Annotated in this window: 13 protein-coding genes; 11 read left to right on the top strand and 2 right to left on the bottom strand. The window is 54.5% G+C overall.

What is annotated here, in order from left to right:
- The first annotated feature begins 6 nt into the window (after positions 1-6).
- The 4 genes from pknB (at position 7) to ACI0CA_RS11075 (ending at position 3957) form a co-directional block, all read left to right on the top strand.
- Positions 7-2097, top strand: coding sequence for a Stk1 family PASTA domain-containing Ser/Thr kinase (pknB, locus tag ACI0CA_RS11090; RefSeq protein ID WP_446806807.1), 2091 nt, complete (start codon positions 7-9; stop codon positions 2095-2097).
- A 1-nt stretch (position 2098) separates the two neighbouring features.
- A complete protein-coding gene (rsgA, locus tag ACI0CA_RS11085; RefSeq protein WP_308448720.1) occupies positions 2099-3001 on the top strand; it encodes a ribosome small subunit-dependent GTPase A in 903 nt (300 codons plus the stop codon).
- A complete protein-coding gene (locus tag ACI0CA_RS11080) occupies positions 2971-3699 on the top strand; it encodes a thiamine diphosphokinase (protein WP_395507418.1) in 729 nt (242 codons plus the stop codon). The genes rsgA and ACI0CA_RS11080 overlap by 31 nt, the downstream gene beginning before the upstream one ends.
- Positions 3700-3777: 78 nt before the next feature.
- The gene (locus tag ACI0CA_RS11075; RefSeq protein WP_316523286.1) at positions 3778-3957 is read left to right on the top strand and encodes a hypothetical protein; all 180 of its coding nucleotides are present in this window, start codon (positions 3778-3780) and stop codon (positions 3955-3957) included.
- Positions 3958-4154: 197 nt separating this feature from the next.
- Here the strand turns inward: ACI0CA_RS11075 and ACI0CA_RS11070 are convergent, their stop codons facing one another.
- A complete protein-coding gene (locus ACI0CA_RS11070) occupies positions 4155-5930 on the bottom strand; it encodes an oleate hydratase (protein WP_308448717.1) in 1776 nt (591 codons plus the stop codon).
- 203 nt (positions 5931-6133) lie between these two features.
- A complete protein-coding gene (locus tag ACI0CA_RS11065; RefSeq protein WP_308448716.1) occupies positions 6134-6691 on the bottom strand; it encodes a TetR/AcrR family transcriptional regulator in 558 nt (185 codons plus the stop codon).
- 170 nt (positions 6692-6861) lie between these two features.
- Between ACI0CA_RS11065 and ACI0CA_RS11060 the strand changes: the two genes are divergently transcribed.
- The 7 genes from ACI0CA_RS11060 to rplS all read left to right on the top strand — a co-directional run bounded on the left by ACI0CA_RS11060 (position 6862) and on the right by rplS (position 13906).
- Complete coding sequence (locus tag ACI0CA_RS11060) at positions 6862-8385, top strand: DUF3794 domain-containing protein (protein WP_308448715.1); 1524 nt, start codon at positions 6862-6864, stop codon at positions 8383-8385.
- Positions 8386-8406: 21 nt separating this feature from the next.
- The gene (gene spoIVA, locus ACI0CA_RS11055; RefSeq protein WP_308448859.1) at positions 8407-9882 is read left to right on the top strand and encodes a stage IV sporulation protein A; all 1476 of its coding nucleotides are present in this window, start codon (positions 8407-8409) and stop codon (positions 9880-9882) included.
- 11 nt (positions 9883-9893) lie between these two features.
- Positions 9894-10181, top strand: a complete 288-nt coding sequence (locus tag ACI0CA_RS11050) for a hypothetical protein (RefSeq protein WP_308448714.1) — start codon at positions 9894-9896, stop codon at positions 10179-10181.
- Positions 10162-10749, top strand: a complete 588-nt coding sequence (locus ACI0CA_RS11045; RefSeq protein ID WP_308448713.1) for a M50 family metallopeptidase — start codon at positions 10162-10164, stop codon at positions 10747-10749. Before ACI0CA_RS11050 ends, ACI0CA_RS11045 begins: the two co-directional genes overlap by 20 nt.
- A gap of 68 nt (positions 10750-10817) precedes the next feature.
- Complete coding sequence (locus ACI0CA_RS11040) at positions 10818-12665, top strand: TIGR03960 family B12-binding radical SAM protein (protein ID WP_308448712.1); 1848 nt, start codon at positions 10818-10820, stop codon at positions 12663-12665.
- Positions 12649-13302, top strand: a complete 654-nt coding sequence (locus ACI0CA_RS11035) for a TIGR03936 family radical SAM-associated protein (protein WP_308448711.1) — start codon at positions 12649-12651, stop codon at positions 13300-13302. Before ACI0CA_RS11040 ends, ACI0CA_RS11035 begins: the two co-directional genes overlap by 17 nt.
- A 259-nt stretch (positions 13303-13561) precedes the next feature.
- The gene (gene rplS / locus ACI0CA_RS11030; protein WP_176821397.1) at positions 13562-13906 is read left to right on the top strand and encodes a 50S ribosomal protein L19; all 345 of its coding nucleotides are present in this window, start codon (positions 13562-13564) and stop codon (positions 13904-13906) included.
- Positions 13907-13987 lie beyond the last annotated feature (81 nt).

Genomic DNA, 13987 nt, shown 5'->3' with positions numbered 1-13987 from the left:
AAAAGAATGGATAAATATATTGGTAAACGTTTAGACGGCCGCTATGAGATCCACGAGCTTCTCGGCGTAGGCGGTATGGCGTATGTGTACAAGGCGTATGACAACATTGAAAAGCGTTGGGTTGCCATTAAAATTTTAAAGGAAGAGCTTGCGGGCAACAGCGATTTTCTACGCCGTTTCCGCAATGAATCGAAAGCCATTGCGGTGCTTTCGCACCCGAATATCGTCAAGGTCTATGATGTCAGCTTTGGTGACCGCATTCAGTACATCGTCATGGAGTATATCGATGGCATCACCTTGAAGCAGTATATTGAGCAGCAGGGCGAGATCAAATGGAGAGAGGCGCTGTACTTTACGGTGCAGATCCTCCGCGCTTTGCAGCACGCCCACGAAAAGGGCATCATTCACAGAGACATCAAGCCGCAGAACATCATGCTGCTCGAGGACGGCACCATTAAGGTGACGGATTTCGGCATCGCACGCTTCTCGCAGGCAGAAACGCAGACCATGACCGACAAGGCCATCGGCTCTGTGCACTATATCGCGCCGGAGCAGGCGCGCGGCGGTTATATCAACGATAAGGCCGATATTTATTCCGTAGGCGTCATGCTGTATGAAATGCTCACGGGTCAGCTGCCGTTCGTTGCGGATAACGCGGTCTCCGTCGCCATCATGCAGATGCAGGCAGAGCCCACACCGCCTTCGCGCATCAACCCGTCCATTCCGAAGGGCCTCGAAGAGATTACGATGCACGCCATGGAGAAAAACCCGGCGCAGCGCTTCCCCTCGGCAGCGGATATGCTGGAGGACGTGGAGCGCTTCCGCCGCAACCCGGAAATTGTGTTCCACTACGGCGAGCAGGTTGACCGCGCGTATGCGGGCACCTCTGCGGATATTTACGGCAACGTGCAGCAGAACGCAGCGCCGCAGAAGTATAACGACAACTACGAGTACGAAGAAGAATATGTGCGTTCACAAAACAGTAATCGTGCATCTAAAATTATTTTGGGAATTGTGGCTGCGGTTGTATTCGTGGCTATTGTTGTTGGCGTTATTTATCTTGTAAAAGGAAAAGGAGCAAATTCCGGTTCTGGATTTTTGAGCTTCTTACCGGGATTTTCAACGTCCAGCACGACCTCCGATGAGATTGTCCTGCCGAAATTTGTCGGGATGATTTATGCTTCCGATATAGAGGGAAACAGTGAATATGCGGACCTCACGTTTGAAATTACCTACGGCAACGTGCCCAGCAAGCAGCCGGGCGAGGTGCTGCGCCAGACCCCGGCGGCCGGCATGACCGTGAAAAAGGGCAAGACCGTTTCGCTCACCGTCAACGGCGAGGCCGAGCAGGTCGTTGTGGAAGACGTGAAGGGCTATAAGCAGCAGGATGCGTATGACGCGCTGAAGGCACTGAACCTTTCTCCGAAGATTCAGGCAGTCGCCGATGACGACACCGCAGTCGGTTACGTCGTCAAGACCGACCCGGCGGCAGGCTCTACCGTTTCTACCGGCACTACGGTCACAATCTACGTCAGCTCCGGCCCGTCTACGGAAAGCGCCGTGATCCCGAACATCGTCGGCTACCAGTACAGCGCCGCGAAAGAGGAGCTGGAGGCCGCGGGTTTTGTGGTCACGGCGGAATACGACGACGAGAGCGACAAGGACGAAAACACCGTGCTTTCCGTTTCCCCGGACGAGGGCGAAAAGGCGAAGAAGGGCTCGGTCGTCACCGTAACGGTCAGCTCCGGCAAGGGCGCACAGAAAGATGTCTATTACGATATTCCGTTGCCCGGCGGCGTATCGGATGATCTTACGATGAAGATCTACGTGGACGGTACACTCGTTGAGACACGCACGGTGAACCCCTCGACTTCTCCGTACTCCAACATGACGTTCACGGGCAAAGGCCGCGCGAACCTCGTCATCACGCTGAACGACCAGCAGTATATCACGGCGGAGATTGATTACACCACGCAGAGCATTAACGTGACCTCGCAGCAGTCGTATGCAACGCCGGAGCCGGAACCGACCCCGACGCCGGACAACGGCGGCGACATGAGTGAATCCGACGGCTCGGTCACGGCGCACGAAGATTAATATGGGCGAAATGAAAGAAGGGCTGGTCATCAAGGGCATCGGCGGGTTCTACTACGTGCAGTGCGGCGATGTACTGCACGCCTGCCGCGCAAGAGGCAAGTTCCGTAAAGATAAAATTTCGCCGTATGCCGGCGACCGCGTCCGCATTGAAGTGGACGCGAACGATGAGGGTTACGTGCAGGAGATTTTGCCGCGCAAAAACTTTCTTGTGCGCCCGCCGCTTGCAAACCTCGATAAGCTGTTTGTCGTGTCTTCCGTCTGCGACCCACAGCCCAGCACCCTCATCATCGATAAAACCATCGCCGCGGCGGAGCTAAAGGGCATCGAGCCTGTGCTCGTGTTCACAAAGACCGACCTAAGCGATACGACGGAGCTGAAAGACATTTACGGCAGCATCGGCATTCGGTGCTACTTCGTCTCGGCGGCGGACGGCGTGGGCGTGGATGACCTGCGCCCGGAGCTTACGGGCTGCATCTCCGCATTTACGGGTAACTCCGGCGTGGGCAAATCCACGCTTTTGAACCTGCTTGTGCCGGAGCTGGAGCTTGCGACGGGTGAGACCAGCAAAAAGCTCGGCCGCGGCCGCCACACCACGCGTCACGTGGAGCTGTACCCCGTGGAGGGCGGCTATGTGGCCGATACGCCCGGCTTTTCCACCATGGATATTGAGCGCTACGAGCTGTTCCGCAAGGAGGAGCTGCCGGAGGGATTCAGGGAGTTTGCGCCGTACCTCGGCGAATGTAAATTTACCTCCTGCTCGCATACCTGCGAAAAAGGCTGCGCGGTATTGAAGGCTGTGGAAGAGGGAAAAATTTCCCGCTCCCGCATAGACAGTTACATTGCAATGTATAACGAAGTGAAGGACATAAAGGAATGGCAGTTATCAAAGACAAAAAATGTATGATCATCGGCGCGGCTCCGCTGGCGTCCGGCGCCGTTTTTGAAGAATTCGATCCGAAAGAGCACTACGTCATCTGTGCGGATGCGGGCTACGACACCGCTGTGCAGTACGGCGTTCGCCCCGACCTTGTCATCGGCGATTTTGATTCCGCCGCAAAGCGTCCGCCGGAGACGATCCGCACCATTAAGCTCCCCGTTGAAAAGGACGTTACCGATATGATGGGCGCCGTCATGGTGGGGCAGAAGCTCGGCTACAAGACATTTGTGCTTATCGGCGGCCTCGGCGGCGACCGCTTCGATCACTCCATGGCGAACCTCGATGTGCTTTTGTATATCTCCAAGCGCGGCGGCAGCGCGGTGCTGTGTACGGAAGACACCAAAGTGTTCGTTGTGCGCTGTGGGCGCATTGTGCTGACGGAGCTGAAAGGCGCCACGGTCTCCGTGTTCCCGTTTGACGGCTCTTCCTGCAACCTGACGTATGAGGGTCTTCAGTATCCGCTGGAGAAAAAAGACCTCTCTGCGGGTTCGTCTTTAATGGGCGTGAGCAACTGCATCATCTCCGACCGTGCGGAAATTCGCGTGAACATCGGCTGTGCGCTCGTCATTGTCTACACGCCGAAGGATATGCCGGCAGAACCGCCGCAAAGCGAGATTCAAAGCCGCCTGCCCGAAACGGAAGACAAAAAAGATACCGAAAAATAATCCGTAACCAAATGATGCACCTCCGTATATACTGGAATGACCCCGTAAGGGAGCTTCGGTAAACGGAGGTGCTTTTCTATGCGAATGCCGAAATGCTGCAATAACCCATGCTTTCGGGACCGAAAACTGCGCGCACTGTGCGCCGTTTCATTCGGACTCGGCATGGTGCTTGCACAGATCTCCCCGGAGGGGCTCGTGCTGTTCATCGCCGCCGTGATTCTTGTCGCACTCGGCGTAGCGGTGCTGCGCACATTATGATCTCGGAAAGGAACGGTATTTTATGAAGGTCGTCATCGTCAACGGCAAAGGGTTCATCGGCTTCATGCTGCGGCATATGTTCGGCATCAGAAAGCTGCCGCAAGAGACATAACACAAAACTGCACATAACAAAAAGGCTCACTGCGGGGGAACAGTGAGCCTTTTGCGTATTACGTTATGATTGAATTTAGGAAAGCTTAGATCACGTTATATTCCTTGAGCAGCTTTTCAATGTCCGTATGCTCAATTTTCTTCAGCGCTTCTTTCAGAACAAGGCGCTCGATGAGGCCGAGGTCCATATCGGTCACTTTCTTGCCGTCGCGGAGTTTAACGGTGGCATCAAGTAGTGCGCGTAAATCGTATACGCTGCCCCAGACCTCCGGCACGCCACGGTCTACGTTCAGCAGCGTGTATACGGCCTCCATGCCGGTACGCATGGAGTATTCCGTCGTGAAAATGGTGTCGCGCTTCGTTTCGGCGAACTGACCGAGGAACGCGAAGTTCACAGCGCCCGCAGGCACAACGTCCGGGCGGTCGCCGTATGCGCGAGGCATGAAGAATGCGGTGATATACGGCATCATGCACGGCACGGTGTTGGCGCTCGTCTCCGCAAGATCTTCAATCTGATCCTCCGGTACACCGATGTGATACAGCCATTCCATGCAGATCTCCTTGCCGGTGCACTCGCGCATCGGCTTTTTGACGTAATCGCCGGGCTTGTCGGAGAACAGGCCATAGACCCACACAAGGCAGTGACCCTTCGGCTGTGCTTTGAACTGCGGCTGGCGGTTGATGGTCCAGCTTAAAAGCCAGGAGGAGTCCTTTACGGAAACAATGCCGCCGGTGACGACCTTGCCGGTGAACGGGTCGCGCTTGCAGATGTTCTTGATATACGGAATGATGCGGTCGTCGAGCGTCTCAACGGTGGCGCTCATCCAGTTCGTCTGCTCAGGATCGCTGCAGAACTTATCCGGGTGACCGAAAGAGGGGTCCTGCGCGGCAATTTTGCGCCACATATCCCAGCCGCCGCTCTCGCGGATTTCGGTATTGAACTTAGCCGGCGTGTTCTGGTCACCGATAGAGGAATTCTCCACGCAGCCGCCGTTCGTGATGAACACAAGGTCGTTTTCGGTGAGGTCGATGTGCTCTTCCTTGCCGTCGCGCAGCGTGTCGATGCGCGTTGCAAGCTTGCGCTGTTCGTTACAGTCAAACTCGACGTTTGTGACCTTCACGCCGAAGTGAAACTGCACGCCGTAGCTTTCAAGGTACTTCACCATCGGCAGAATCATGGATTCATACTGGTTGTACTTTGTAAAGCGCAGTGCCTTGAAATCCGGCAGACCGCCGATGTGGTGGATAAAGCGCTGGATGTACAGCTTCATCTCGAGTGCGGAGTGCCAGTTTTCAAAGGCGAACATCGTGCGCCAGTAGAGCCAGAAGTTGGAGTTCAGCACCTCGTCGTCGAATACGTCCGTAATGCGCTTGTTCTGTAAATCTTCGTTCGGCGTGAAGAACAGCTTCATGATCTCCATAGCGCCCTTATCGGAAATATCAAACTTACCGTCCGTGTAGGCGTCCTCGCCGCGGTTCACGGTCGCGCGGCACAGGGAGTAGTTCGGGTCTTCTTTGTTAAGCCAGTAATATTCGTCCAAAACGGAAACGCCCTCGGTCTCAATGGACGGAATGGAACGGAACAGGTCCCACATGACTTCAAAGTGGTTGTCCATTTCACGGCCGCCGCGCATCACATAGCCGACGTTTTCAAATTTCCAGCCGTCGCATGCGCCGCCCGCGAGCTGCTCTTTTTCGAGGATGTGCACATGCTCGCCTTTCATCTGGCCGTCGCGCACCAGGTAGCACGCTGCTGTAAGGGCTGCCAGACCGCTGCCGACGATATACGCCGATTTTTGGTCTACGCCCTCCGGCTTCTTCGGTCTTGCAAATGCTTCATAGTTGCCGCTTGCATAATACATATAAAAAACCTCCTAAAGTGTTTCTTTTGTTTTTGTGCCTACATCTTATCATGTCTTTTTGTATAGAACAATATACAGAAAAGCCGCCGTGTTCAGTTTTTAAACACGGCGGCAAATGCGTATAAATTTTTATCACGAACGGCGTTTTGATAAAAAAGGGCAGCGCCATATTCTCAAACAGCGCTGCCCGTATGATTCCAAATTTAAGCGTTTCTGTACCGTTCCAGCGCGGCAGAAACACTGCCGTGTATTGCAACGGAAAGGTCGGCGACGATTATATTTGGGTCATCCTTCATGTCGTGCTTGATCCAGTCCAACACAAGCCCCACAAAGGCATATTTATAGAAATTTGCAAGGAATTTCTTGTCTTCGTCGCGCACGTTCATGCCTTTGGCTTTTTCGTTTATCACGTGTATAAGAAGATCATAGGTGATGCGGTACAGGTAGTTTTCCACCTTTTCACGGCTGATGGAACGGTAAACATTCATGATAAACGGCTTGTTTGCGTTCAAATCTTCAAAAATGCGCAGGTAGCCTTGCTGCCAAGTATCGTAGTCCTTTTTGCCCTCCAAAATGCGACTGGCTTCTTCCTCAAATGCCCATTCAATGAGGTCGTAAATATCCTTAAAGTGATAGTAAAACGTCATGCGGCTGATGCCGCAGTCATCTGTAATATCGCTGATGGTGACTTTATCGAGCGGCTTTTTAAGCAACTGATTTTTAAGCGAAGCGACAAGCGCACGCTTTGTGACCTGAGACATAGTAAACCTCCGGCAGTTTTTTCTTTCTTCTACACGAATATACCACGAAAGGTCCTTAATTTCAAGGAACAGACTGTGAACTTTCCGTTTAAAGGGGCGGTCATATTGTCCGCTTTCCGCTCATACAATGTAGCGAAACAAAGGGCAGCGAAAGGAAGGTTACAGAGCTTATGCGGATGGAAACAAACACAGAGCGCTATGAGGGCTTTGAACAGATTTTTGACGGCGTGCAGGAGTGCCCCGTAGATACGGAATACACCCTGCCGGATTACTGTGCGGATATCCAGAAGATTTTAAAATGTATCGTCACGCCGGAGGTCACGTCCGTTTCGGCGGCAGGGGACAGCCTTACGATCGACGGCTGCGCTTCCATGCATGTTTTATATCTTGATGCAAAAGGCGGCTGCGTGCGCGGGTTCGATACGAAAAAGGAGTTCACCTGTTCGGTGCGGCTGCGTGCACAGGCGGAAAACGTAACGGCGGAAGCGGAGCCGTTCGTGCAGCACATGACCTGCCGCGCCATGAACGCCCGCAGGGTCGATCTGCACATCACTTTGGGACTTTCCGTGCGTGCTTACGCCGTGCGGCAGCTTGAAATTGCAGACTGCATTTCGGATGACCGTGTGGAAACAAAGTGCGAAGAATACGATGTTACCCGCGCCGTGGGCTGCGTGATGCACGCGTTTATTTTGGAGCAGAATGCAGAGCTGCCAAACGGCAAGTCGCCTATTGAGACCGTTTTGCGCTGCAGTGTGCGGTATCAGATCGATACGGTGCAGCCACAGGCGGGCGGCGCGGTCGTCACGGGAAAGGCGTGTGTGGAAATCTTATACCGCACGTTTTCCGATACCGCCATGCCGGAGCGCTTTTCGTGCATATTGCCGTTTACGCAGACAGTGGAGTGCGCCGGCGCGGGGGAGGACTGTACCATACAAATCTCCGTGCTTGGCGGCGAATGCACCGTGCAGCCGCGTGAGGACAGCGTGGGCGAATATACCGTGCTGAATCTTTACCTAAAGCCCACATTCTGCGTGCAGTTTACAAAGTCGTGTACCGTGCGCACCGTGTGCGACGCGTATTCCATAAAGGGCGCGTGGGCGGCGAAATACAAGAATCTCTCACTGGAGCGCTGTGAGGTGCTGCCGCCGCGCAGCGTGCGCGTGAAGGAGAACGTACTCGTTCCCGAAAACGACCTCGAGCAGGTGCTCGACATTTGGTGTGAGGGCCTCACGCTGACGGCGTTTACCGAAAAAGAAAACGCCGCTGTGCGCGGCAAATTCACCGTGTGCCTTTTATACCGCACGAAAGAGAAGCAGATTGCCTACACGGAGCGTATGCTCGATTTCACCGATGTCCATACCGCAGAAATCGTCGGACGCCGCAGTGTGCGCGGCGAGATTACATCTGTGCAGTATGTCATTACGGACAGCAGCACGGTGGAGTGCACCGCAGAGCTGCGCATGGAAGAACAGGTGCGCGTGGTATACGCCGCGCGGTCACTCGAAAGCGCGGAGCTCGATGAGACCACCGAGCCGGAGCCCTGCTGCGCGGCGGTGTATTACGCTTCAAGCGGCGAAAAGGTCTGGGACATCGCAAAACGCTACCACGCCCGCGTCAGCGCCATCCGCACGCATAACGACTGTATGGAAGACGTTTTGAGCGAAGACCGCCCTGTGATCATCTGCCGAAAATAAGACAGCGGAAAGGATATGGCTATGGAAGCATTCAGCGTATATAAAGATATGCAGTCGCGCACGAACGGCGAAATTTACATCGGCGTCGTCGGCCCGGTGCGCACGGGCAAATCGACCTTCATCAAGAAATTTATGGATACGACGGTCATCCCGAACATCGAAGATGAGGCCGCGCGCGACCGTGCCGTCGACGAGCTGCCGCAGTCCGCCTCGGGCCGAACCATCATGACGACCGAGCCGAAGTTTATCCCCGAACAGGCCGTCACCGTAAAAATGGATGATACGGCGGAGTTTAAGGTGCGGCTCATCGACTGCGTGGGCTTCATCGTGCCGAGCGCCCTCGGGTACATAGAAGAGGAGCAGCCGCGCATGGTGCGCACACCGTGGTTTGAGGATCCCATCCCGTTCAATATGGCGGCGGAGATCGGTACGCAGAAGGTGATCACGGAGCATTCGACCATCGGGCTTGTCATCACGACGGACGGAAGCATCAGCGACATACCGCGCGAGGAATACGAGGAAGCGGAAGCGCGTGTCATTGCAGAATTAAAGTCCACGAACCGCCCGTACATTGTGCTTTTAAACTGCGTTTACCCGAATACGAACGAAGCCCGTGCGCTTGCAAGCGAGCTTTCCGAGCGTTATAACGTGCCCGTTCTGCCCGTGAACTGCATGGACATCACGGAGCAGGACATTCAGGGCATTTTGGGGAAACTTTTATATCAGTTCCCCGTGCGGGAAATTCGACTCGACATTCCCGGCTGGATCATCGACCTTGACGATGACCACTGGCTCAAAAAAGAGATTTTCGATACCCTGAAAGGCGCATGCGATATCCATAGAGTCTGCGAGGTGCAGCAGGTCTCGGGTAGTCTCGCCGCATGCGAGGACCTCAAAACCGTCCGCTGCGCGCGCATGGATCTCGGCAGCGGCGCGTGCGTGCTGGAGCTTACCCCCATGCCGTCGCTGTTTTTCAAAATTCTCGGCGAAAAGACCGGCATGGAGGTCGCAGACGAAACCGCCCTGCTCACAAAGCTCATCGAGATGAACGAGATTAAAAAGAAATTCGCAAAGCTGCAAAGCGCCTACGACGACGTGATGCAGACGGGTTACGGCATCGTCATGCCCGATATGGAGGAGCTGACGCTCGAGGAGCCGGAAATCATCAAGCAGAACGGCAAGTTCGGCATTCGCCTGAAAGCGGCCGCACCGTCCATCCATATGATGCGCACATGCATCCGCACGGAGGTTACGCCCATCGTCGGCTCGGAGCAGCAGTCCGAAGATCTTGTGCTGTACTTGCTGAAAGAATTTGAGGAAAATCCGTCGCAGATCTGGGGCTCCAACATTTTCGGCAAATCGCTGCATGAGCTTGTGAACGAGGGCATGCACAATAAGCTCGCCCGAATGCCGGAGGATGCGCGCGGCAAGGTGCGGGAGACCATTGAGCGCATCATCAACGATGGCTGCAACGGGCTTATCTGCATCATTTTATAGCGGAGGAAACCATGCAGTTTTACGAAACGCCCACACCAAACGACGAGGAAAAGCCGTCCGAGCCGATACCTGCCGAAACAGAAGCGCAAGTGCCGAAGGACAGAGCCGCCGCAAAGAAAGCCATAAGTGGCGGCTTTCGCCTTACCGTGTTCCAAACGCTTGTATGCGTGCTCATTTTGCTTGCGGCGTTTTTCCTGCGCGGCTTTCTGCCGGAGCTATACGGCGAGCTGCGTGCCATATACGACGCGGAGCTGAACCGCTCTGTTCTGATTTTGCAGGATGACGTTCCGTATTCATAATACGGTACTCACGCTGCGCTTCGGCTTTTTTGCGGTGCTGGCCGTGCTGCTCACATTAGACGGCGGTGTGCATGTGCTGCCCGCGCTTTTGGCGGTGGCGGTGCATGAGACAGGGCACATTCTGGCAGCAAAGCTGTGCGGCATGCAGATCAAATCGGTCACGTTCGGCGCACTCGGCATTCACATGGCAGGGGAGACGGCAAGCGTCGGCGATTTTCGTCGCGCCGTCGTGTCGCTTGCGGGGCCGTTTGCAAATCTACTTAGCTTCCTGCTGCTTTTGCCGCTGCCGCGCGCCTATCCTGCCGTGCAGCTCACGCTGTTCGCGTTCCACGTGCTGCCCGCCGTACCGTTGGACGGCGGCACCGCGCTTTACTGTCTGCTGCGCGGCACATTTAGTGAAAAAACGGCCGAGCGCACAATAACCGTGTCGTCCGTCCTTCTGGCGCTTACCCTCGGCACGCTCGGGTTTTCGGTTTTGATTTCTACGGGCTACAACTTTACGCTTTTGTTTTTGGCGGTTTACATCTTATTTTACTTAATTCTGAAACAGCGGGGGAACATGTGTTGAAATTCCCCCGCTGTTCGGTTATAATAAAATAGATAAGTTATGCAAAGGTCAAAACGAAAGGTAATTTTATGCTGAATAAAAAACTGGACAAGATCCTGCCGAAGGTGCAGAAGCCGGGACGTTACGTCGGCGGCGAGCTGAATTCGGTCATTAAAAATAAAGGGGACGTGGACGTACGCTTTGCGTTCTGCTTTCCTGATACGTATGAGATCGGCATGTCACACCTCGGCATCAAGATTCTGTATTCGATCTTCAATAACGTCGATTACATTTGGTGCGAGCGCGTGTTTGCGCCGTGGATCGACATGGAGCAGGCGATGATCGAAAACGACATTCCGCTCTACGGCTTAGAGAGCGGCGACCCCGTCAGCGCGTTCGATTTCATCGGCTTTACGCTGCAATATGAGCTGAGCTTCACAAACATCCTCAATATGTTAAAGCTTTCCGGCGTGCCGCTTTTGAGCCGCGACCGCACGGAACTCAAAAACATCGTGGTCGGCGGCGGCCCGTGCGCCTGCAACCCGGAGCCCATCGCGGATTTCTTTGATATTCTGTTCCTCGGTGATGGCGAAGAGGTGGATTTGGAGGTCATCGAGCTGTTCCGCAAGTGCCGCAAAGAGGGCAAAACGAAGCAGGAATTCTTAATGGAAGCGGCGCAGATTGAAGGCGTGTACGTGCCGTCGCTTTACGATGTGGAATACAACGAAGACGGCACCGTGAAAGCCTATATCCCGCACGCCGGCGTGCCGAAGACCATCCGCAAGCGCGTCTGCAACGATGTGGACAACATGTATTTCCCGGAAAATTTCGTTGTGCCGTTTCTCGACATCGTGCACGACCGCGCCGTCGTTGAAGTGCTGCGCGGGTGCATTCGCGGCTGCCGCTTCTGCCAGGCAGGCTTCCTCTATCGCCCGTTCCGCGAAAAGAGTGTGGAGACCATCAACCGGCAGGCAAAGCGGTTGTGTGAAACGACCGGCTACGATGAAATCTCCCTTTCCTCGCTCAGCACCAGCGATTACAGCCGACTTTTCGAGCTGCTCGACACGCTGCACACGTGGTCGGAGGACGAGCGCGTCAGCGTTTCTCTGCCGTCCCTGCGCGTCGATAACTTCTCCACGGAGCTCATCGATAAAATTGCGTCCGTGCGCAAAAGCGGTCTGACGTTCGCGCCGGAAGCCGGCACGCAGCGCATGCGTGACGTCATCAACAAAAACGTCACGGAAGAAGAACTCAAGCGCACCGTGCAGATCGCGTTCAACAACGGTTGGTCGAAGGTGAAGCTCTATTTCATGATCGGCCTGCCGACCGAGACCGATGAAGACGTCGTGGGCATTCCGGGCCTCGGTCAGAAGGTTGTCGATTGGTACTACGAGACGGAAAACCGTCAGAAGGGAAGAAAGGTCGCCGTTACGGTCAGCGCCGCGGCATTCGTGCCGAAGCCGTTCACACCGTTCCAGTGGTTCGGGCAGGATACCATCGAAATGCTCGAGAGAAAGCAGAAGCTCCTGCGTGAGTCCACATTCTCCCGTAAGCTTACAGTCAACTACCACGGCGCGGAGACAAGTTTTCTCGAAGCCGTGTTCGCGCGCGGTGACCGCAAACTGAACGCCGTTATTCTGGAGGCCCATAAGCGCGGCATGCGCTTTGACGGCTGGGCGGACTGCTTCGATTTTGACGCGTGGATGCAGGTCTTTAAAGATCTCGGCATAGACCCTGCGTTTTACGCAAACCGCCAGCGCAGCTTTGATGAGGTCTTCCCGTGGGATCACCTCGATTACGGCATTAAAAAGGAATTTCTTATCGAGGAATGTAAGCGCGCCTATGCGTCTGAGACGACGCCGAACTGCCGCGAAAAATGCTCTGCCTGCGGTGCAGCCTGCTTTAAAGGAGGTCTTTGCGTTGAGAAAAGATGTTAGAGTCTGGTTTTCCAAAACCGGCACGGCACGGTACATTTCGCACCTTGATTTAAACCGCTGCATGTCCCGCGCGTTCCACAAAGCAAAGCTGCCGCTGTGGTACACGGAGGGCTTTAACCCGCACGTGTTCTTGACGTTCGCGGCCCCGCTCTCGCTCGGCTTTGAAGGCCGTCACGAATCGATGGACATTCGCCTCATCGAGGACATGCCGTATCCGGAGCTCATCGAAAAATTGAACGCCGGCCTGCCGCATGATATCCGCGTGTGGGCGGTGACGGAACCCGAAATGAAGGGCAACGATGTCGCAAACGCCGAGTACATCCTGCGTCTGGAGTGCGAAGACCCGGCGTTTGAAAAAAGCGAGATGCAGCGCGTGCTTGCCGAGCCGGAGCTTACAGTAAAGAAGCACTCCAAAAAGGGCGAAAAGATCGTCGATATCAAGCCGTACTTTGAAAACATGGCGTTTGAAGAAAAACCAAACTGCCTTGAAATGACGGTGCGCCTGCCCGCGGGCAACCAGGGCGGTATTAACCCGACGCTCTTTGTGGACGCCGCAGAGCGCGTACTGAACCGCGAGTTGCTTGTCCGCGTGGAGCGCACACGGCTTTTCGACAGCGCGTTCCGCGAATTTAAGTAAAACGGCGGAAAATCACGTCTGTTTTTCGCGTAATGCGCAGTTTATCTGCATTTTTTCGCGATCTTTGTGCGGGTTTCCGTTAAAAAACACTTGCTTTTTTCCGCATGTTGTGATAAACTATTTAAGCATTTGAAATCCGTTGGCCCTCAAACGCTGCCAATGGGGATCAATGCACGGTGCAAACCGCGTCATTGAAGCGGACAGTCCTCTGCGGCGCGTACCGCATGAATGTCTGAAAAATTATCAGGAGGAAGATCAAATGGACGCATTAAAGCTTATTGCTGCCGATTCCGTTAAGGAGCAGGCACCTGAGTTCAACGTTGGCGATACCATCCGTATCGACGTAAACATCCGCGAGGGTGAGCGTGAAAGAATTCAGCAGTTCGAAGGCACAGTTATTGCCCGCAAGGGTTCCGGTGTAGGCGAGACCTTCACGGTTCGCCGTGTTTCCTACGGCGTAGGCGTGGAGCGTGTATTCCCGCTGCATTCCCCGAACGTAAAGAACATTGTCGTTGTCCGTAAGGGCCGTGTTCGCCGTGCAAAGCTCTACTATCTGCGTGACCGCGTCGGTAAGGCTGCTAAGGTCAAGAGCCAGGTTCGCTAAATCGAATAGCAAACGGAGTAAAAGGGGCAATGCTTTGTCCCTTTTTTACTTTATATAGAAATAATACACTGTAAAAACAGA

It is taken from the genome of Hominenteromicrobium mulieris, from assembly GCF_046197855.1.
In the GTDB taxonomy this organism is placed as follows: Bacteria; Bacillota; Clostridia; order Oscillospirales; family Acutalibacteraceae; genus Hominenteromicrobium; species Hominenteromicrobium mulieris.
Note: the sequence above shows the minus strand (reverse complement) of the source record. Positions and strands in the feature narration are given on the sequence as shown.